General features: G+C 34.1%; 16 protein-coding genes and 1 pseudogene. 4 read left to right on the top strand and 13 right to left on the bottom strand.

Annotated features, from left to right (window positions below; all coding sequences use genetic code 11):
• The first annotated feature begins 402 nt into the window (after positions 1-402).
• A complete protein-coding gene (locus H3T96_RS14265; protein ID WP_144093500.1) occupies positions 403-951 on the top strand; it encodes an NADAR family protein in 549 nt (182 codons plus the stop codon).
• Between the two features lie 63 nt (positions 952-1,014).
• On the opposite strand, the gene H3T96_RS14260 is transcribed toward H3T96_RS14265, so the two are convergent.
• From H3T96_RS14260 to H3T96_RS14210, 11 genes are all read right to left on the bottom strand, one after another.
• Entirely contained in the window at positions 1,015-1,809 is a 795-nt protein-coding gene (locus H3T96_RS14260) for an ABC transporter ATP-binding protein (protein WP_039128786.1), read from the bottom strand.
• Positions 1,802-2,755, bottom strand: coding sequence for an ABC transporter permease (locus H3T96_RS14255; RefSeq protein WP_086327340.1), 954 nt, complete (start codon positions 2,753-2,755; stop codon positions 1,802-1,804). Before H3T96_RS14255 ends, H3T96_RS14260 begins: the two co-directional genes overlap by 8 nt.
• A gap of 58 nt (positions 2,756-2,813) precedes the next feature.
• Positions 2,814-3,791: an ABC transporter substrate-binding protein gene (locus H3T96_RS14250; protein WP_086327339.1), complete on the bottom strand. Its 978-nt coding sequence runs from the start codon at positions 3,789-3,791 to the stop codon at positions 2,814-2,816.
• Between the two features lie 224 nt (positions 3,792-4,015).
• Entirely contained in the window at positions 4,016-4,972 is a 957-nt protein-coding gene (locus H3T96_RS14245; protein WP_144093498.1) for an ABC transporter substrate-binding protein, read from the bottom strand.
• Between the two features lie 183 nt (positions 4,973-5,155).
• Positions 5,156-6,064: a formate dehydrogenase accessory protein FdhE gene (gene fdhE, locus H3T96_RS14240; RefSeq protein ID WP_039128784.1), complete on the bottom strand. Its 909-nt coding sequence runs from the start codon at positions 6,062-6,064 to the stop codon at positions 5,156-5,158.
• Positions 6,065-6,166: 102 nt separating this feature from the next.
• Complete coding sequence (locus H3T96_RS14235) at positions 6,167-6,862, bottom strand: formate dehydrogenase subunit gamma (RefSeq protein WP_086327087.1); 696 nt, start codon at positions 6,860-6,862, stop codon at positions 6,167-6,169.
• Positions 6,855-7,829, bottom strand: coding sequence for a formate dehydrogenase subunit beta (gene fdxH, locus H3T96_RS14230; RefSeq protein ID WP_086327088.1), 975 nt, complete (start codon positions 7,827-7,829; stop codon positions 6,855-6,857). The genes H3T96_RS14235 and fdxH overlap by 8 nt, the downstream gene beginning before the upstream one ends.
• Before the next feature lie 19 nt (positions 7,830-7,848).
• The gene (gene fdnG / locus H3T96_RS14225; RefSeq protein ID WP_144093496.1) at positions 7,849-10,917 is read right to left on the bottom strand and encodes a formate dehydrogenase-N subunit alpha; all 3,069 of its coding nucleotides are present in this window, start codon (positions 10,915-10,917) and stop codon (positions 7,849-7,851) included.
• A 312-nt stretch (positions 10,918-11,229) separates the two neighbouring features.
• Positions 11,230-13,659, bottom strand: a complete 2,430-nt coding sequence (plsB, locus tag H3T96_RS14220; RefSeq protein WP_144093494.1) for a glycerol-3-phosphate 1-O-acyltransferase PlsB — start codon at positions 13,657-13,659, stop codon at positions 11,230-11,232.
• 420 nt (positions 13,660-14,079) lie between these two features.
• Positions 14,080-14,844 (bottom strand): type I 3-dehydroquinate dehydratase, encoded by a 765-nt coding sequence (gene aroD, locus H3T96_RS14215; protein WP_086327549.1) that lies wholly within the window; start codon positions 14,842-14,844, stop codon positions 14,080-14,082.
• A 107-nt stretch (positions 14,845-14,951) separates the two neighbouring features.
• Positions 14,952-15,824, bottom strand: a complete 873-nt coding sequence (locus H3T96_RS14210; protein ID WP_144093492.1) for a shikimate dehydrogenase — start codon at positions 15,822-15,824, stop codon at positions 14,952-14,954.
• 833 nt (positions 15,825-16,657) lie between these two features.
• Between H3T96_RS14210 and H3T96_RS14205 the strand changes: the two genes are divergently transcribed.
• Both H3T96_RS14205 and rsmB read left to right on the top strand, forming a co-directional pair.
• Positions 16,658-18,001 carry a Na+/H+ antiporter family protein gene (locus H3T96_RS14205; RefSeq protein WP_086327341.1) on the top strand — a complete coding sequence of 448 codons (1,344 nt, stop codon included), beginning with the start codon at positions 16,658-16,660 and terminating at the stop codon, positions 17,999-18,001.
• Between the two features lie 35 nt (positions 18,002-18,036).
• Positions 18,037-19,329 (top strand): 16S rRNA (cytosine(967)-C(5))-methyltransferase RsmB, encoded by a 1,293-nt coding sequence (gene rsmB, locus H3T96_RS14200; RefSeq protein WP_144093490.1) that lies wholly within the window; start codon positions 18,037-18,039, stop codon positions 19,327-19,329.
• Positions 19,330-19,382: 53 nt separating this feature from the next.
• Here rsmB and H3T96_RS14195 read toward each other — a convergent pair whose 3' ends face one another.
• Positions 19,383-19,925: an NAD(P)H-dependent oxidoreductase gene (locus tag H3T96_RS14195; protein WP_144093488.1), complete on the bottom strand. Its 543-nt coding sequence runs from the start codon at positions 19,923-19,925 to the stop codon at positions 19,383-19,385.
• Between the two features lie 122 nt (positions 19,926-20,047).
• On the opposite strand from H3T96_RS14195, the gene H3T96_RS14190 reads away from it, so the two are divergent.
• A complete protein-coding gene (locus tag H3T96_RS14190) occupies positions 20,048-20,389 on the top strand; it encodes a helix-turn-helix domain-containing protein (protein ID WP_144093486.1) in 342 nt (113 codons plus the stop codon).
• A 525-nt stretch (positions 20,390-20,914) separates the two neighbouring features.
• On the opposite strand, the pseudogene H3T96_RS14790 reads toward H3T96_RS14190, so the two are convergent.
• Positions 20,915-21,254, bottom strand: a pseudogene (locus H3T96_RS14790) (hypothetical protein); the annotation flags it as partial.

The raw sequence follows: 21,254 nt of genomic DNA, 5'->3' as shown, positions 1-21,254 counted from the left end.
GTGAAACGCCGAAGTGCCGATGGTAGTGTGGGTATTACCCATGTGAGAGTAGGGAGCCGCCAGACTTTTAAATATAGAGAGAGAGAGCCCAGCAGGAATGCTGGGCTTTTTTGCATATAGAGATTATAAAACTGACTAAAATTTATATAAGATGCTATGTTTAGTATATAACTAAATAATTATAGTCATATAATTTTTATATAAAGCCTTATCATAAAAATCAACGTTATCTTAAACATCATACATAACCTTAAATATTTCTTATAAGTATCATTATTTTAACTATATTAATGGTATGTAGTTCTATTCTATTGAAAACTAAAATTTGTTTTTTACTAAAACTATATTGGTATTCAATGAAAATACATATAACATATTCGTCAGTGATGATAAGGAATTTATATGGATTTATTGGAATTACGCGAACAGTATAGAAGTGGTAAACGATACAAATATATATACTTTTGGGGACATGTAGAAAAGCAACTTTCTATCATAACAAAGAGTTGTTTTAGCCAATGGTATCCAAGTCGTTTTGAGGTTGATAATATTTACTATGCAACAGCAGAACATTATATGATGGCTGAGAAAGCAAGATTATTTGGTGATGAGCAAATATTATCAAAAATACTTACTGCTAATTCACCTGGATTAGCAAAAGCATTAGGGCGTCAAGTAAAAGGCTTCATACCGGATATTTGGGATGCACACTGTTTAAATATAGTCATAAATGGTAATTTTGCAAAGTTTTCACAGAATCCAAAGTTAACTGATTTTATATTATCAACCAAACAAAGAATATTAGTAGAAGCAAGCCCCGTCGATAAAATATGGGGGATAGGCTTGTCTATGGATGATCCTAATATTGATAATCCGTTAATGTGGCGTGGAAAAAATTTGCTTGGATTTGCTTTAATGAATGTTCGACAACAGTTACAAGAAAAATTATGAAATTATTTAACTAATCTTGGATAAGAAGCAATATTCTGCTAATAAATATTGCTTCTTGATTTATTAACCTAATAATAAGGCATCGTCAGTTACTTTTTCACCACGAGTTTTTTCAAACATAGCGAGCAAATCGTTTACTGTTAGCTTTGAACGTTGTTCTCCAGAAACATCAAGTACGACCTGACCTTGATGAAGCATTACTGTTCTATTACCGTACTCTAATGCTTGTTTCATAGAATGGGTAACCATCATGGTGGTTAGATGATTTTGAGAAACAATTTCATCGGTTAGGTCTAAAACAAATTGTGCTGTTTTTGGATCGAGCGCTGCTGTGTGTTCATCAAGTAATAATATCTTGGATGGTTGTAATGTTGACATGAGTAGACTGACGGCTTGTCTTTGTCCACCAGAAAGCAATCCCATCATATCGGACAATCGATTTTCTAAACCTAAATTTAGCGTTGCTAGTTTTTCTTTAAATATTTCGCGTAACTTTTTATTTAAAGCAGGAGATAATGTAAAGCTATGACCCCGGTTATAAGCAATAGCAAGATTTTCTTCAATGGTTAAGTTTTCACAAGTCCCAACCATTGGGTCTTGAAATACTCGAGCAACTAAACCAGCCCTTTTCCATGCAGGCCATCGTGTTACATTTTTTCCATTAATAATGACACTGCCGGAGTCGGCAAGTAAATCACCACTAATTACATTGAGTAATGAGCTTTTTCCAGCTCCATTACTACCTATAATTGTAACAAATTCACCTTCGCTTATATTAAGATTTAATCCTCGTAATACATGATTTTCGATAGGTGTCCCTTGATTAAAAGTTAATTGTAATTCTCCAACTTTAATCATGCTTACTTCCTCTTTTCTTTGCGCGCTTTTTTAAATGGTTAGGTAAGACTAAAGCAAGTACTACCAAGATTGCTGTAATAAGATTTAAATCTTCGGTTCCAAAGCCAATCGCTTGTAAAAATTCATTATCGAGTGCAAATGCAATGAATAAGCGATATAAAATCGCACCAAAAATAACCGCCAGCATAACAGCCCAAATACGCTTAGTTGGAAAAATACTTTCACCAATAATAATCGATGCAAGCCCTGTAACGATCGTGCCCACGCCAATAGTAAGATCTGCACCACCTTGCATTTGTACAAATAATGATCCACCAAGAGCGATTAAACCATTTGATATTGCCATGCCAAGAATCGTAATACCACCTGTTGGAATACCTTGAGATTTTGCCATTCGTTGGTTGGTTCCTGTTGCTCTTAAAGCTAAGCCCATCTTAGTATTTAAAAAGAGATTTAGTAATAACCAAAATAAAATTACAAAACCTAATATTATAAGAGGTAGTACAATATATTGGTTACTATAATCTTCAGCAACAAATGGTGAAAATATTGTTTTGGCATTAAGCAAAGAAAGATTAGGCGAACCAGCCAATCTTGGTGTTTCGTCCATAATATAAGGTCCAATACCTAATATTCTTAAATTGATAGAATAAAGTCCTATCATGACAATAATACTTGAAAGTAGTTGTAGTATATTGAGTTTAACATACAATATTCCAGTCATTGCTCCAGCAATACAACCTGCAATCATACCTAACAATGTTGCTATCCATGGATCAATACCTACGTAAATACATAGACCACAAATAGCCCCTCCAAGTGGAAAACTTGCATCAGCGGTAAGATCCGGAAAATCGAGTAAACGGAATGAGATAAAAACACCTAAACTAACCAGTGCATAAATAAGTCCAATTCCAGAAGAACTTAATAAAAATTCAAAAGACATGAAAACATCCACTAAAAATTAACCGCCAAAATGGCGGTTTAGTTATCAAAAGTTACAATTATTTTTCAACAATTTTGGCTGCTGATTTTAATACATCTTCAGATAAAGTAATACCTTGGCGTTCAGCAGCTTTTTTATTAATTGTCAATTGAGTAATATTACCAACTTGTGGTGGAATATCCCCCGGTTTTTCGCCATTAAGTATACGAATAACTATTTTACCAGCTTGGCGACCAAGATCATAATAACTCATTCCTAAAGCTGCAATTGCACCACGTTCGGCTGATTCAGGATTTGATGCAACAAGAGGAATTTTACTTTCATTAGCAATTTTAGCTAAAGCTTCATAAGATGAAACAACGTTATTATCGGTAGTCGTATAAATCATATCAACCTTACCTTTTAAACTTCTTGCAGCTGTTGATATATCAGAGGTTCGCTGTGCAGGAGCAGCGATAATTTTCATCCCTCTTTTTTCAAGTTCGATTTGCAATTGTTTTAATATAATCGTTGAATTAATTTCACTTGGACTATAAACATAACCAATATTTTTAGCATCAGGTTTAATTTTTAACATCATCTCAATTTGAGAATCTAGTGATAAGGCATCGGATACGCCTGTCACATTAGTTTTTGATGCATCCCAACTTGGTGTTAATTTAGCAGCCACAGGATCAGTAACAGCGGTAAAAACAATAGGAATAAGTTTTGTTGATGCAACTAAAGTTTGTGAACTTGGTGTTGCGATACCAACAATTACATCAGGTTTATTTGCTACAAATTTTTTCGCTATTTGAGCTGCATTTGCACTGCTACCTTGTGCACTGGCAAACTGAAATTTTAAATTTTCTCCAGCAATATAGCCATTATCTTTAAGTTCATCTTCAACACCTTTGCGTACATTATCTAGTGCTGGATGTTCAACAATGGCAGTAATGGCTACAAATTTTTGTTCGGCTTTTGTATCTGCGTAAGAATAAAATGCAGCGAACGGTAAACTGAGAATCATAAAAAGTTTTATAATATAATTACGCATAAAGTACTCCTGTACTGTTTTTTTTACAACCAAGCTAAATTTTGACTTACTATAAAGCAAAATTAAATATTTTTCCAGAATAAAAAAAGAACTCACAAGTGTAAATATTTCATTACACTGTGAGTAGTGATTGGGTATAAATAGGATATTATTTGTAATATCACACTTTGCTCATACCATTAAGCAAAAATATTTTATAATTTTTTAAAAAAAATCTTAATAAATTATTGTCCTATTATTTTGTAAGCCGATTGAATAATTTCAGGGGATAAATTTACTCCCTGTTTTTTTGCTGCGTCAGTATTAATTACAAGATGTAAGGTTTGTCCAAGTTCTGGGGCAATACTTCCAGGTTTTTCACCATTCAATATCCGAACAACAAACTTACCTGATTGGCGGCCAACATCATAATAGCTCATACCATAAGCAGCAACAGCTCCTCGTTCGATTGCATCAGGAAACGATGCTAAAAGGGGGATTTTATTTTCATTGGCAAATTTTACTAACGATTCATAAGCGGAAACAACATTATTATCTGTTGTTGTATAGATTAAATCTACTTTGCCTTTTAAAGTAATGGCTGCTGTTGAAATATCAGCAGTTCTTTGTGCGGGAACAGCAACAAGTGAAATATTTTGTTTGGATAAATGAATTTGTAGATTCTTTAGAACCACGGTAGAGTTAATCTCACCTGGACTATAAATATATCCTACAGATTTAACATTCGGCACAATTTTCTTCATAAAATCAATTTGAGGAATAATTTCTTGATAATCTGAAACTCCAGTAATATTTGTGCCCGTTGGTTGCCAGTTTTTAATTAATTTTGCAGCAACGGGATCGGTAATTCCTGCAAATATAATAGGGATTTGTTTGGTCGATGCTGCTATTGCTTGTGCGCTAGGAGTTGCAATGGCTACAATGGCATCAGGTTTTGTTGAAACAAATTGTCTAGCTATTTGAGCGGCAGTGGCACTACTTCCTTGCGCACTTTTATATTGTACCGTTAAGTTTTCGTTTAACTTATAGCCACTATCTATTAATTCATCTTTCACGCCATCACGGATTTGATCTAATGATGGATGTTCGATGATTGCTGTAATTGCTACATGTTTAATCTTATCAGCGAAACTAAACTGCGGGATAAATAGCATTATTATCAAAAAAATAAAGCGTTTCATAAAATACACTCATAAACTAGTACATTAGTTCAATTCTAACCTTATTAATATAAAATGTTAAGTTGTATTTTATTCAAATGATAAATATCGTTAATCAAGGCTCTCGTTTGCAAATAAAATTGATTATGAAATTAATAATATTGATAAAACTTAGTTTAAAACTATCACTGTCAATTAACACTGTTATTGCGCAAATATAAAAGGATTTATGCCACTTTTAGCAAATCCTTCCTCTTCTGTTTTGATATCTAAGATCAACGAAGCGATATCATCTGCAATAATTTCAATACGAGGATCTTTATCTTGATCTAGAATTTTTAGATAACTATGGCAAGCATCACAACATTCTGTTTTTGTTGCAGATAGCTCTTTATCCAGTGAAAAATACTGAATGTCTTGCATATTATCACAACAAGTACATTTTATTCGAGGTACGTACCATTCACTTTCACATAAGCTACAGTGTAAATAACGTAACCCATTGTTACTTCCAAGTTGAATAATACTGGCAACGGGCATACTATTACACACTGGGCATAACCAGTTTTTATCGGTACTCTCTGCGATAGCCTTACCTTTGATTTGACTTGCTAGCTGGCTATAGTAAACCGATAATGCAGACCAAATAAACATCGCTTCATTACCCTCTACACAATTAAATTCACCATTAATTAAATGGTTTGCTTTATCTTGTAGTTGTTCTGAACTATTTTGTCTGAGTTGTTCTATCACTAATCGAATTTGTTCTGTGGTTGCGGTAACTGAACTTAATAGGTCGCTTAAATATGTCTGCCAAAAAGTGGATAAAGTAAAGTTATATAAACTCAAAGGTGGGTGTTGACCATCAAGGATATTAGGTAAATCTATATTCAATGGTTTCTGTTTTACAATATTGGCTTGTACTTCAGCAATTGTGGCACAAAATTTCAAATATTCACTAAATGGACTACTTGTTGCCAGATCTTTTAAACGTTCCGCGCGATGAATATATAGTGTTTTCGGAGATGGATAAAAGAGTAGTGGAATTTGTCGAATAACTGAATTTGTTGTTTGTTGTTCGAGTTGCTCTTGTGGGATGATTTTTATACTCATTATTGATTACCGTTTACTATCGTTTTATCCATAATTTTTCATAATTAAATGTTATCGGTTAATTGAAATTAACGGATAACATTTATTTGATGTAATGAGTTATTACGCTGGTTTATGCTCTACTTTTGTTGTTTGTTCTGTTTCTGCTTGGGTATTAGCATTAAGTTCTTTCTGATATATTTTTGCCATTTCTTCTTCATACCATGCGGAATGGTTTTTACGAGCCCAAGCACGTGATACATAACCTGTTATCATGCCTTTAATTGATCCTTTAACCCAAAGAGCCATATAAGCATGGCCAATAGCGAGTAAAATTAATCCTATTGCAGCAAGCGAGTGGAAGAATATCGCGATACGGACAATTTGAACTGGAAAATAGTCAGAAACATACCTACGCCACATAATCATTCCAGTGATAAATAACACAGTTATCAGGCTCATAATACACCAGAATAAAAACTTCTGACCAACATTGTATTTACCAATTGGAATACCTTCTTCTTTACCCATAATTACGTGCTTAAAGTTCTTTATCCATATAATATCTGCTTTATTTGGAATATTATGGTGTGCAAGTTTCAGAAACATAAACATTAATAGTACGAACACAACACAGCCAATCATTGGGTGCAATGCTCTAACTAATTGAGGGGTTCCGAGTACTAAACCAAACAGTTTAATTGATGGAAAAAATAAAAATAGGCCAGATAGTGCAGTTAGAATAAAAAGACACACCATGCACCAATGGCAAAAGCGAACAATAAGTGGTGTTCTTAATATCATGTCTTTTTTATTCATGACGACTCTCCTGTTGTGCTGAATTAGTGCTATTTTTACGTTCAAAAATTGGTAATCCTAGACGTTTTCTAGCTTGTTTATCAGCTTCTTTTTCATGCTCTATATCTTCTTCATCAACTTCAATTGCACCAACACCCATATAATGGAATAGTAGGCCTCCAAATGTTGCAATGAATGCAGCTGCGGATAACGGTTTCCATGCACCTTTCCAGAATTTAACAATTTCACTAATGTGAGGATCTTTTGGTAAACCATGATATAGTTCTGGTTGATCTGCATGATGTAAAACATACATTACATGAGTACCGCCAACACCTTGAGGATCGTAAAGACCAGCGTGTTCAAAACCACGTTTTTTAAGATCCTCAATGCGATGTTCTGCATGACGAATCATATCTTGTTTTGTACCAAAATGTATTGCTCCCGTTGGACAAGTTTTGACACAGGCGGGCTCTTGTCCCACTGAAACGCGATCAACACATAATGTACATTTATACGAGTGATTATCTTCTTTACTGACTCGTGGAATATTAAATGGACAGCCAGCAATACAGTAACCGCAACCAATGCAGTGTTCTGATTGAAAATCTACAATACCATTTGCATATTGAATGATTGCACCTTCTGATGGGCAGGCTTTTAGACAACCTGGATCAGAACAGTGCATACAACCATCTTTACGAATCAGCCATTCAAATTTACCGTTCACTTCGACTTCTGAATAACGCATTACTGTCCAAGCTTTAGGCTCTAAGTCTGCTGGGTTATCATAAACACCAACAGTATGCCCGATTTCTGCACGTAGATCATTCCATTCGCTACATGCAACTTGGCAAGCTTTACAGCCGATGCAGGTAGTCACATCAATCAGTTTTGCCACTTCCTGTTGATAATCTCGAACTCGAGGAGCTGGAGTTAAAGCATTCGTTGCTGAGCGGCGGATAATATCTTGAGTTTGTAATGACATATCTTTTATTCTCCCTAACTTATGCCGCTGTAGTTACTTTTTCGATATTCACTAAGAAAGATTTGTATTCCGGTGTTTGCGAATTAGCATCACCTAAATGAGGGGTTAATTCGTTAACTAAAAATCCTTTCTTTGTCTGCCCAGTAAAACCCCATACGATTGGAATTCCAATAGTTTCAACTTCTTTACCATCAACGGTTAGTGTAGGAAGGCGCTTAGTCACAACCGCTTTTGCTTTTATGTAACCGCGGTATGACGTTACTTTAACGGTATCACCAAGTTTTATTCCTTTTTTATTTGCTAAATTCTCACTTAGCTCAATAAATTGTTCCGGTTGTGAAATAGCGGCCAACCTTGCATGTTGCGTCCAAAAATGGAAATGCTCTGTTATGCTGTAAGTTGTTCCGACATAAGGGAATTGGCTGGCATCTCCTAAGCGAGCCAAGTCTTCTTTAAATGCACGAGCTACCGGATTGTTGATCTGGTTAGGATGTAATGGGTTATTGGTAATTGGTGTTTCAAAAGGTTCATAATGTTCTGGGAATGGCCCATCGACTAACCGATTCAAACAAAATAGTCCGCCTAAACCATCATTATTCATAATGAAAGCTCCTGCGCCAGAACTTGGCGATAATGTTGCGGTGAAATCGGCAACGTCATTACCATCCCAACTTGAACCATTCCATTTTACTAAGACTCGTTTAGGATCCCATGGTTGACCATTTTTATCAGCAGAGGCGCGATTATAAAGTACGCGTCGATTCATTGGCCATGCCCAAGCCCAGCCAGCGTGAATACCTTTACCTGATGGATCGCTTGGATCGCGCCGAGCCATTAGGTTGCCTTGCTCTGTCCAAGAACCGCAGAATATCCAAATCCCTGATGATGTTGTACCGTCTGCTTTTAATTGAGAAAAACCACTTAATAATTGTCCTTTTTTAAGAATAATATTGCCATTAGCATCAGTCATATCTGCCAGTGCTCGGCCATTACACTCTTTTGCTAGCTCTTCAGCGGATGGCCCTTCAGGATCTTGATAATCCCATGTTAAATTATTAATTGGTTCGTGATAAGCACCACCTTCTTCTTCATAAAGTTCTTTAATTCTTAAATAAATGCGAGCAATAATCTCTGGGTCATAAAGTGCTTCATAAGGTGGTCTTGCTGCTGCCCAGTGCCATTGCAATAAACGTGATGAGTTAACGATTGTACCGTTTTCTTCAGCAAAACAGTTAGCAGGTAGTCTAAATACTTCGGTTTGAATTTTGCTTGGGTCTACATCATTTGATTCGCCATGATTTTTCCAAAATTCAGCCGTTTCTGTTGGCATTGGATCAATGTTAACCAGAAATTTTAGCTTAGATAATCCTTCACGAATGCTATTTTTATCTGGCAGCGCAGCAAGCGGGTTAAAACCTTGACAAATAAAGCCATTGGCTTGACCATCACGCATCATTTTGCTGAATCTTAAAACATCATAGGTTTTATCCCATTTCGGTAACCAATCAAATCCCCAATTATTATCAATAGTGGATTTATCACCATACATTGCTTTCATAAAGCTGACAAAAAATTTAGGATAATTCCCCCAGAAATTAACTTCATTAGGACCGAGTGGTTTTGGTGTTTTTTCATCTAAATATTGTTGAAGTGAAACTTGAGAATCTTTAGGGAGTTCAAGATAGGCAGGTAATCGATTGGATAATAAACCAACATCGGTTAAGCCTTGAATATTCGAATGTCCACGTAGGGCATTAATGCCACCGCCCATTACACCAATATTACCTAAAATTAGCTGGATCATCGCAGCTGTACGAATAATTTGCGTACCGTAGCTATGTTGCGTCCAACCTAACGCATATAAAAAAGTTGCAGCTCTGTCATTCGTTTTGGTGCTCGCTAAGGATCGGCAAACATGTAAAAATCCTTCAATAGGACTGCCAGTTACTTTATTAACCATTTCAGGTGTATAGCGACTTACGTGCTGTTTGAGTAGATTCCAAACACAACGAGGATGATTTAATGTTTTATCACGAAGTGCAAAACCATTTTCATCTTTTTGATATGCCCAACTGGTTTGATCATATTGTTTGGTTGTTGCATCGTAGCCACTAAAAAGTCCACTGTTTGCATCAAAATTAAAATCATCACGAATAATTAAACTTGCATTACTGTGAGAGACTAAATAATCATAATTTACTTCATTATGTGTAATAAGATAATTAATGATACCGAGTAGAAACGCAATATCCGATCCTGCTCTAATCGGTACATAATGATCAGCGACAGAAGCGGTTCGATGAAAACGTGGATCAATGGCAATCAATTCTGCGCCGTTAGTAATTTTCGCTTCAATCGCCCATTTAAAGCCAACAGGATGTGCTTCTGCGGCGTTCCCTCCCATGACAATAACAACATTGGCATTTTTAATGTCATTCCAATTGTTAGTCATTGCTCCTCGTCCATAAGTCGCTGCTAAGCTTGATACTGATGGGCCATGACAAACTCTTGCTTGGGTTTCAAGACTTAACATACCTAATGAACGTGCTACTTTAAATGCTAGCCAACCTGTTTCATTGCTAGCGGCGGAAGTAACAAGCCAGCCTGTTGTTGTCCAACGGTTTACTGTTGTACCTTGTTCATTTTTTTCAATAAAATTTTTGTCGCGATCTTCTTTCATCAAACGGGCAATACGATCAATCGCTTCATCCCAACTAATGCGTTGCCATTTATCCGAGCCTGGTGCACGATATTCTGGATATTTAACGCGTTGTTCACTTTTGATGTAGTCAAGTACTCCTGCACCTTTTGGACAAAGCGAGCCGCGACTAACAGGATGGTCAGGATCACCCTCTACATGAAATATTGATGATTCGGCATTTTTGGCGCCATCTCCCCGGCTATAAAGCAACATTCCACATCCAACAGAACAATACGTACAGTTATTGCGGGTTTCTTTTGATTTTAGTAACTTAAATTGGCGCGTTTGTGCAAGCGCTACATTCGGCATTAAACCCAGTGTAGCTACAGTTGTTCCTGCCATGCCACCAGCACAGATCTTAAAGAACTGCCTACGGTTAAATAGCATATAGACTCCTTAGAAAGCAGACATTACATTATTAAATTTATTGTATTGGAGGCGATAAATATCCTTATTGCTATTAATAATAATCGTTTATTGAACAGAAATAAAGGGAAAAACAAATAGTAATTGTTAAAATTTGATGTTTGTCAAAAAATAAATTGATGTATATATTTAATACGATGAATATAAGAAAAAGAAAGGTTATATCCTAGTGAAAAAGCTTTAGGAATATATAATGGTTAAGCATATTTATCGCTACTTATTTAATAGTGTATCAAATAAAAATAATTATATATTCCTAAAAACAATACATTTTTAATCTTTTATTAATGGATTGATTTCATCAATAGTTTGCATGACTCGCGCTGTAATTAAAGGTTTAAGTATTTTGTTCATAGCTTCAATTTTTGGTAAATTGGCTTCATCTTTATCATCTAAGTAGCCTTGTTCACGTAGCGATGCGACTAATATTGAAAATACGCCTTTGTCAAAAAATTCAGGCGCATTAATACCGTGTAAAACAGACAATCTTTCAGCAATTAATCTACCTTCTTTTTCCAAAGTAGCACGACTGATAGATGGATCTTTTTGTAACAAAGAGAATGCAATCATATAGCGCTGCAATATATCTTTCGATGATGAAGCAAGTAATTGCAGTCCTGAAATTTTTAAATAGTTTAACGTTAATTTATCCGGTGAATAATTAATTAAATTTAGTTCAGCATAAGTTGCAATTATATTATTCACATATTCAGTGAGCTGTTCATCATTGTGGTAAAGGAATAATTCGGATTTTATCAATGGAAAAAGTAATTTTACTTGTTCAATAACCTCTAGTGATGAAATTCTATTATGCTTTAACAATATTCTGGCTACTATTGCAGGAATAATGAGTAAATGTTGGATATTATTACGGTAATAGGTCATTAATACTGCTTGTTCGGGTGTAAGACCAACCATTTCACCAACTTCATCTGTTGTGATAATAAATTTTCCCATCTGTTTTGCATGTTCAAATAGCTCTTCGGGAGTTTGATCTGGGATAGTAACTAAATCAGAATAGGGCACTTTTTGTAATAATTTTATGAGATAGCCAATATGTTCAATTAATCTAACTTTCGTTAATGCACACTGATCTGCTGCTAATAATATTGAGCTACATAAATTCATTGCATTAATTGCTGCTGATGAGTTAATGCGTTCCATTATCTCCTTGGCAAGTAAATTGGTTGTTGGTGTTAACCAGTGTGGGCGTTGAGAGCCTGTTGGTTCAATCTCGTCGCGCCAATTAGGGATATGTTGATTTAAAAATTGATTTAATGGGATGGGTTGCCCAAAATTAACATAACCAAAACCTAATTTTTTTAGTTTAAAAAAGGCTTTAATGGTGCGCCATAAACTCTCTTTTTCTTTTTTGGCTCCTCGCAATTCATTTGCATAGGTTGCAACTTCTAAAACATGTTCATAACCAATATAAACCGGTACAATCGTAATTGGTCTGCTATCGCCACGTAATAAGGTCTGTACTGTTATTGTTAACATGCCTGTTTTAGGATCGAGTAATCGTCCTGTACGAGAGCGACCACCTTCAATAAAATATTCAACAGAATAACCACGAATAAATAGTTCAGCTAAATATTCACGAAAAACAGCGGTATAAAGTTTATTTCCTCGAAATGAACGACGAATAAAAAAAGCACCTAAACGTCGAAAAATGGGACCAGCTGGCCAGAAATTTAGGTTAATACCTGCGGCAATATGTGGAGGAACTAATCCTTGACGATAAAGAACATAGGATAACAACAAGTAATCCATATGACTACGATGGCAAGGCGCATAAACAATCTCGTGCCCGTTTTGTGCTAACTCCCGAATTGGGTCCGCATTGGTAACTTTTAATCCTTGGTAAAGTCTATGCCATGCCCAAGTCAGAATAAAGTCAGTTACTCTGAGCATACGATAAGAAAAATTAGCTGCAATTTCATTTAAAATGGATAAGGCATTTTTTTTAGCTTTATCAAGATTAATGTTTTTACTTTTTGCTTCTTCTTGTATGGCTTCTGAAATGTTTGGATTATGTAATAATTTATTAAGCATTTCTTGTCGAACAGGTAGTTTTGGCCCAACTGATGCTGTTCTTTGTTTAGCAAAATGAATTCGAGCAACACGTGATAATTTGCGTGCTAATGTTGAAATATCTTGGTTATTGTCAAGTTGGAGCGTTTTAAATGAAACGGTTCGAGAAAAGTGAGTATAACAATCTCGCCCAGAAACAATTATTTTATATAACTTATACGTTGCACCCACCACTTGCAGTGATGGCATTTTTTTGCCTTCTTTATCTGGTCTTCGCCCAAACATTACCGAAACTGGTAACATTTGCACATCCAGATCATGATTTTGCTGATGTGCAGAAATATAATCTCTTAGAATCTCAATAGCTTTAGTTTGTTGTCGATAAGAGGCAAAAATACCCGGTCCTTTATCAATATAAATATACGACGGTACGGTCTTTCCATTGATTTCAATGCCTGTCAGGGGATCAGGTAAATGATATTTTAAACAAAGAGATCTAACGACCATCAAATCAATTTGCGAGTTATAAGGAAGTACATATAAAATAGGTTTACTTGAATCCAGATTTAGTTCTGTTATTGGATCGGTAGGAATCGGTTTACTTTTAACAAAAAGTTTGACTAAGATTTGGATAATAAAAAAATAGACTTTAGTCCACCATGAAAACATAAAAAAATAAACCTCGGACGTTTACATTATTGATATATTTAAATAACTTTAATTATAAGTTTATAAAGCTAAAACGTTTTTTTAAAATAAAGAGATTGCATAAGTATATACTTTTTATTAATTAATTGTTAGTAATTTTGCACGTTATTTAGCCCATGCAATTTACTGAATATAATTAAGTTTTAACAAAATATAAATTTATTATAAAGGGTTATTAATCTCAACTCTATGGATCTCTTTAGTACTATTTTCAGAAAAAATATTGGACAATATTAAATTCAATTATCCATGTAACTAAGCATAAACCATAAACCATAAACCATAAACCAAACTCACTTTGCCTATTCTATTCTTAGTAATGTGTATTTAAACAGTATTTTTATCTGATTTTTATTGATTAGATTGAATTACATAATTTTATTAAGCTTTGCTTCGATACAAGACATCTAAAATATAACGTAACTCTTTCACATCTAATTGACCTGGCGCGGATGCATTTTTAGCTGCACCAAATGTCATTGAAGATCCAAAGGTTATTCCAGACACGCGACTGATTGCGCCAAGACCTGCCATCGACATAGTAATAATAGGTTTTTCAGCGTAGTTTTCGTTCATTTCGGTTGTTGCAGCAAGTAATGTTAAAACATCATCCGTTGTTTTTGGCATGACTGCAATTTTGGGAATGTCTGCACCTAAATCTTGCATTTTTCGTAACCGGTAGATGATATCGCTTTTAGGAGGTGTTTTGTCAAAATCGTGATTGGATGCTACTACAAAAACATTGTGCTTATGGGCAACATGAATCATCTCTTTTACATAATCATCACCAATAAACACTTCAACATCAATAAGATCGATTAAACCACTATGCACCATTTGTTTATTTAACTCGATATATGAGGTTAATGGCCAAGGTTTCACGCCACCTTCGTTTGCGGTTCTGAAAGTAAATAAGATCGGCTTATTAGGTAAAAGTTCTCGAATTTGTTTTGCTGTTTGTTTTACAGCATTGATATCGTCAACTTGAGTAAAGTGATCAACACGCCACTCTAAAACATCAAAATCGATTGATTGTAAAAACTTTATTTCGTCAAGTAGTTCTGCTTCGGTTTTACCGACAACAGGAACGATAATTTTAGGTGCGCCTGAACCTATTTCAAGTCCTTTAATATTAATGGTTTTCATTTTATATCCTGTTAGTAAAAAATCATATTAATTCAAACTAGTTAAATAAATTTTATCGCCAATTATGGTGGTGGTATTTAAGTCTAAAAAATAAGTTTAATTAGCTATTAATCATTAAATCCCATTTTTTCTTTTACATATTCAATCGGAGCTTCTTCGCCAGTCCAAATTTTAATTTGTGCAGCACCTTGCCATAGCATCATGCCAATACCATTGAGTATCTTACAACCTTGTTGCTCTGCTATTTCAAGTAATTTTGTTTTTCTAGGACTATAAATACAATCAGTTACCACAAGATCAGTTCTTAGCATCGTTGGATCGGTTATTAAACTTTGGCTTTCTAATGGTTTCATACCTACGCCAGTAGCATTACAAAGTACGACACTTTCGGCAATCTCTTTACGTAATTGCTCTTTATCATCAAGATCCGTCACATAAACTTTACATTGAGTATTTTGGTTTAATTTTTTTGCTACTGCTTCGATTTTTTGGTAACACTCGTCTTTTTGGTTAAATATGGCAATCTCTTTTACACCATCTAATGCCGCTTGTACAACAATCGCTGTTGCCGCACCGCCCGCCCCCATAATTGTCATTTTTTTACCAATAACCTCAACGCCAGCCTCTTTGAGCATACGCATATAGCCTATACCATCGGTGTTGTAACCTGTTAGCACGCCATTGTCATTTGAAATTGTGTTACAAGCGCCGCTCATTTCGACCGCTGGGGTTAATTTATCTAAATATTGGCAAACCAATTGCTTATTTGGCATCGAAACGGCACTTCCACGCAGCCCTAATGCCCGTAAACCTTTTATTGCGTCGGGTAATTTTTCTTGATCTACTTCGAAAGCTAAATATACATAAGGTACATTCAATTTAGAATAGATTGTATTTTGCATTTGTGGCGATAAACTGTGGCGGATTGGGTAGGCCATTAATCCGATTAATAAAAAATGACCGTCGATATTATCTCTCATTGAAATTCTCCAAAATAACCTTATTGATACGCAACGTTTTATAAAATAGATATTTTTATACAAATTGTGTAAGTCATGCGCAACTATTTTCAATATACATTATAGCGCGTTTAATGAGTGATTTTGACAGGGATAGTTCATCATTACAACATTCAATTTAACTAGTTATTTAAATAATGGTTTTAATAATGACACAAGATCAATTTTTATAAACCCCATTAATAAATGATAATTAAGTGCTTGGTAAAGTCATTCTTTTCTATCTTTTATTTTTTTATGTCATGGTAACGTTGCATATATCATTGATAATGATTTTTTTAGAATTTAAGGTGAGTTTGCGTCATGATGAAAATTAAGTAAATTGGTTATTATGCCTCAATTATGGTGGTATGCTTCTTTCAGTTGTTCATTACTGGTATTAATATTTGGCATATCTTTCTTCTTAATTAAAAATTTAATTCATATAAAATATAAATTCTATGTAATTTTTAAATTAGCCTAAGTATGATTTGTCATGATATTTGTATAAATATTTATTGTTTAAATTAAAGTGATAATGTTCACTTAGTAAGTTAAAAAAGGAATTTTTATTAAAATGGGGTCTATATCAAAAAATTAAAAATCAGTAGATTAAAAGGTATGTTGCACAAATATAAGACAATCTATTGATTTTCTTTTTAATTAAAATATTTTTAGAAATGTTACAAATTTGTTCAAAAATTAACATTTTTTGCGTTAACGTTATTTACAATCTATGTATTACGCTATCAATTGCACTTTCCATATCTATAGCCTAAAATGTTAAACTTTGCTTCTTAACCCAGAATCTTCTTATGAATACAGTGCTTGATTTGTTCTCGTCCATAAATGCAGTTGTGGTCGCGGTAATTTGTATGTTAATTTTGTCTCTTTGCCGTGTTCATGTGGTAATCAGCTTAATTATTGGTGCATTTGTCGGTGGATTATTTAGCCATTTATCTTTGAAAGAAACGATCGATGCCTTTAATACTGGTATTAGTAATGGTGCCAATATTGCGCTTTCTTATGCTATGCTCGGCGCTTTTGCTGTGGCGATTTCAAAATCAGGCTTACCTGAATTATTAGCAGACAAAGCGATAAAACAGCTTACAACCAGTAGTGCCAAAAAGCGTATTAAATGGTTATTAATTATCATTATTGCGCTAGTTAGTATTTCGTCACAAAACATTATTCCTATACATATCGCTTTTATTCCTCTGTTAATTCCGCCACTTTTATATGTAATGTCGCGGTTGCAATTAGATAGAAGAATGATTGCTTGTATTATGACCTTTGGTCTTATTACACCTTATATGTTCTTACCCGTTGGTTTCGGTAATATCTTTTTAAATCAAATATTATTAAAAAATATTATTTCATCAGGTATGGATGTCAGTCATGTTAATGTCATGCATGCGATGGCGATCCCTGCATTTGGCATGTTTGTTGGTTTATTATGGGCTATTTTTGTCAGTTACCGTAAACCAAGAGAATATAAAATCATTCGTGAAGAAACCAATTTAGATGCACTAAACAATGTGAATAAGCGTTCACTTATTGTTTCGTTATTAGCGATTGTTTTATCGTTCACGATTCAACTTTACACAGGATCAATGATTTTAGGCGCATTAGTTGGTTTTATTTGCTTTATTGTATCAGGCTCTATTAAATGGGGTGAAGCAGACGGCGTATTTACTGATGGCATCAAAATGATGGCAATGATTGGTTTTGTGATGATTTCAGCTCAAGGCTTTGCCGAAGTTTTAAAACAGACTCACGAAATTGAACCTTTAGTTATCAATAGTGCTGAGTTGTTTGCAGGCAATAAAGTTATTGCTTCATTTATGATGATGCTCGTTGGACTGGTTATTACCTTAGGTATTGGCTCTTCGTTTTCAACTGTACCAATTATTGCCGCTATTTATGTACCGCTTTGTGTGCAACTTGGTTTTTCTCCTATTGCTACCGTGTGTTTGATTGGTGCATCTGGAGCGATTGGTGATGCGGGTTCTCCACCTTCCGATACCATTTTAGCAACCTCAGCAGGTTTAAATAGCGATGGTCAGCATGATCATATCCGTGATAGTGTTATTCCAACTTTCACCCACTTTAATATTCCATTATTTATTGCGGGTTGGGTTGGATCATTAATTTTATAATCATTTAGGTAGATGAGTTAAGGTCATTATTAGTTATGAATAAAAAGTTACACTCAAATATTCGAGCTATTTGTGCGCAAGCGATTTTTAATGTACTTGAAGATGGACAATCGCTAAGTACGGCCTTAACGTTATCGAGCCATAAAATAGCGGAAAAAGATCGCGCATTAGTACAAGAGATCTGTTTTGGTGTGATGCGAGTTTTGCCTGAACTTAACTTTTATATTCATACTTTGATGAGTAAAGTACTTACTGGCAAAAATCGAGTTCTTCACTATTTATTGTTAGTGGGTATTTACCAAATTTTATATACCCGAATACCTGAGCATGCTGCAGTAGGTGAAACGGTTAATGCAGTAAATGAGTTAAAAAAGTCAGCGCTCAAAGGGTTAGTAAATGGTGTATTGCGTGAGTTTTTACGCCAACAGGCATCATTACAGCAAAAATTTATACAGGATAAGAAACAACAGACAAGTCAAACCTTGCACCCAAGTTGGTTACTTAACCGTCTTAAGCTAGCTTATCCACAGCAATGGCAAAATATTATTAATGCAAATAATCAAAAACCACCAATGTGGTTACGAGTTAATCTTAATCACTATTCTGTCAGTGAGTACCAACAATTATTGGCTGAACAGCAAATTGAGTCAGAAGCTTTTGCTGATTTGCCTTGTGCAATCCGGTTATTGTCACCAGTGAATGTAACGAAATTACCTTATTTTGCTGAGGGAGCGGTTACTGTACAGGATCTATCAGCACAGTATGCTGCATATTTACTAGCACCAAAAAATGGTGAGCAAATTTTGGATATGTGTGCCGCTCCAGGTGGTAAAACAACCCATATTTTAGAAATTGCTCCGAAAGCGAATTTATTAGCGGTAGATGTTGATGCGAGTCGTGCCAAACGTATTGAAGAAAATCTGGCTCGCTTAAAACAAGTAGCAGAAGTTAAAGTAGGTGATGGGCTTACTCCTGAAAAATGGTGCTCAGGCAGACAGTTTGACCGAATTTTACTTGATTCACCATGCTCGGCAACCGGCGTGATTCGTCGTCATCCTGATATTAAGTGGTTACGTCGTGATAGCGATATTGCGCAATTAACTGAGTTACAACACGCTATTTTAACTAATATTTGGTCATATTTAAAAGCAGATGGCACTTTAGTTTATGCCACCTGTTCAATCTTACCCGATGAAAACAAATTTCAAATTGAGCGTTTTTTAAAAGAAAACAGCAATGCTCAACTCGTGGGTGACATGAAACAATTTTTACCAACCGCACAAGGTGGTGATGGTTTTTTCTATGCTGTTTTAAAAAAGAGTAATTAGTACATTTAAAAATGTCATGCTCTATTAAAAATGATTAACCCATTATCGTTGCTCTACTTACTGTAATTTTTAATTAATTGAGCTAATTGCTTACTGTGCTGTGATGCTTTTGCTTTTATCGTCGCTTTTTCTCCTTCAATAACAGGTGATACACCATATAAAAGTATTGGAGGAAGATATTTCATTTGTGTGTAGAGTGCTGAAACTTTAACGGATTCAAGTAAATTAGTTATTAATTCAGAGCTATATTTTTGGTAATTCTCTTCTACTTGTCCTACTGTTAAGCTTTGTAATAACTTTTTATCTTTTAATTTATCTCCCTGCGAGCCATAAGCAAATTGGTAGGTTAATACCTCATCAAACCATAATTTAAGTATTGCTGGCATATTAAACCAATACATAGGGTATTGTAGTACGATAAGATCATGTCTAAGTAAAGCGGTTTGTTCTTCTTGTACATTTATTTTGTAATCTGGATAAAGCTGGTGAATATTACGAATTTCTAAATCAGTAATATGTTCTTGCAATGATTCTATGATGGTTTTGTTTGCAATAGATTGTTCAATATTGGGATGACCTAACACGATTAATGTCATGATAATTCCTTTTTAATTTATACTATAAAAATTTGAGTTACTATAATTAGTTTATTCCTTAATGAGGTTATGGCAATATCTATCAAATTAGATAGTTATAAAAAAATAGTTAGGTAAGTTAAATGGAACAAGACAAACAAAGACTTTCAAAAATTTATAAAAATAAAACGTATTATTGTCCTATCAGTCTAGCGATGGATTTAGTTGGTGGAAAATGGAAAGGTGTAATATTTTACTATTTACTTTCTGGAGAAAAAAGATTTAGCGAACTAAAAATAGTGATCCCTGAAATTACCGATATGACATTAAGTATTCAACTAAAAAAACTTGAAGATGATGGCTTAATTACTCGCACAGTTTTTGGCGATAAGCCTCCGTTAAAAGTATTATATAAATTGACACCACTCGGTGAACGAATTGGTCCTGCATTAGAACAACTTTGTTTGTGGGGATTAACTGTATAGTGTTAAATGATTATATCAGTATATGTTTAAAGCTTTTTCGAAGATGGATGTTTGAATATAAAATTAATTTTTTGTGAGAATTGTTATATAGTTAACATTAATTTAAGTATGACCAATATTATTATATTTAGGAAATCGATACTCTTCTGGAATGCTATCTAATTCAAAATATTCATCTGAATAAGCATTTTGCATGGTAAAAATTAAACTTAATAACAAAAAACAGTAATATTTTATATCACATAGCAGTTCCTTATTTGAAAGAAACAGAATGAAAAATTTTTGCTTTATTTATTTTCTGAAAATTTGCTCGTCGTTCAGTATAATTATCAGCTTTCTTATTGATTATTTGTATTATCTTATTAACATTTTCGACTTTGTTTACTTCATCTACTTTTTTATATAACTTACAATTTACCCATAGATAACTGTTTGATGATAATGAATAATTTTTAGCAACAAAGTAGGATTTGCAAGAGAAACATTTATTTTAAATGTTTCTCTTGCCGTTTAAGATTTATTTTATTAATCAGAAATACAAGCATTAATAGCAGAACAGTGAAGCCATTTTTTAATTATCTTATTTTTTTTTGTTGTATATTCGATCTCATAAAAATTATTTTTATAATTTAATAATTCGATTTTATCCTCCCTAATTAAATATATCTTTGTTTTATTATTTAAATTTGGAGAATCATATAGATAACTCTTATCCACTGTAAGCTTAAATCCATATTCTTCGGGCAGATATTGAGTTAAAAGGAAACGATTTATACAATTATTAATATCTGTTGAAGTATAAAACGTGTTGCAAAATTTTGAAGCATATTTCTCTGTTAATAGATTGAAATAGATATTATGCTGT

It is taken from the genome of Gilliamella sp. W8136 (assembly GCF_016101285.1).
Lineage (GTDB): Bacteria > Pseudomonadota > Gammaproteobacteria > Enterobacterales > Orbaceae > Gilliamella > Gilliamella apicola_N.
This window is presented reverse-complemented; position numbering and strand designations above follow the sequence as displayed.

What these genes read in the sequence shown, in the direction of transcription:
- H3T96_RS14235 (WP_086327087.1), bottom strand. Translation starts at nt 6,862, where the DNA reads ATGAATAAAAAAGACATGATATTAAGAACACCACTTATTGTTCGCTTT.
- rsmB (WP_144093490.1), top strand. Translation starts at nt 18,037, where the DNA reads ATGAATAAAAAGTTACACTCAAATATTCGAGCTATTTGTGCGCAAGCG.
- H3T96_RS14250 (WP_086327339.1), bottom strand. Translation starts at nt 3,791, where the DNA reads ATGCGTAATTATATTATAAAACTTTTTATGATTCTCAGTTTACCGTTC.
- H3T96_RS14265 (WP_144093500.1), top strand. Translation starts at nt 403, where the DNA reads ATGGATTTATTGGAATTACGCGAACAGTATAGAAGTGGTAAACGATAC.
- H3T96_RS14190 (WP_144093486.1), top strand. Translation starts at nt 20,048, where the DNA reads ATGGAACAAGACAAACAAAGACTTTCAAAAATTTATAAAAATAAAACG.
- plsB (WP_144093494.1), bottom strand. Translation starts at nt 13,659, where the DNA reads ATGTTTTCATGGTGGACTAAAGTCTATTTTTTTATTATCCAAATCTTA.
- fdxH (WP_086327088.1), bottom strand. Translation starts at nt 7,829, where the DNA reads ATGTCATTACAAACTCAAGATATTATCCGCCGCTCAGCAACGAATGCT.
- H3T96_RS14210 (WP_144093492.1), bottom strand. Translation starts at nt 15,824, where the DNA reads ATGAGAGATAATATCGACGGTCATTTTTTATTAATCGGATTAATGGCC.
- H3T96_RS14205 (WP_086327341.1), top strand. Translation starts at nt 16,658, where the DNA reads ATGAATACAGTGCTTGATTTGTTCTCGTCCATAAATGCAGTTGTGGTC.
- H3T96_RS14195 (WP_144093488.1), bottom strand. Translation starts at nt 19,925, where the DNA reads ATGACATTAATCGTGTTAGGTCATCCCAATATTGAACAATCTATTGCA.
- H3T96_RS14245 (WP_144093498.1), bottom strand. Translation starts at nt 4,972, where the DNA reads ATGAAACGCTTTATTTTTTTGATAATAATGCTATTTATCCCGCAGTTT.
- H3T96_RS14260 (WP_039128786.1), bottom strand. Translation starts at nt 1,809, where the DNA reads ATGATTAAAGTTGGAGAATTACAATTAACTTTTAATCAAGGGACACCT.
- fdhE (WP_039128784.1), bottom strand. Translation starts at nt 6,064, where the DNA reads ATGAGTATAAAAATCATCCCACAAGAGCAACTCGAACAACAAACAACA.
- H3T96_RS14255 (WP_086327340.1), bottom strand. Translation starts at nt 2,755, where the DNA reads ATGTCTTTTGAATTTTTATTAAGTTCTTCTGGAATTGGACTTATTTAT.
- fdnG (WP_144093496.1), bottom strand. Translation starts at nt 10,917, where the DNA reads ATGCTATTTAACCGTAGGCAGTTCTTTAAGATCTGTGCTGGTGGCATG.
- aroD (WP_086327549.1), bottom strand. Translation starts at nt 14,844, where the DNA reads ATGAAAACCATTAATATTAAAGGACTTGAAATAGGTTCAGGCGCACCT.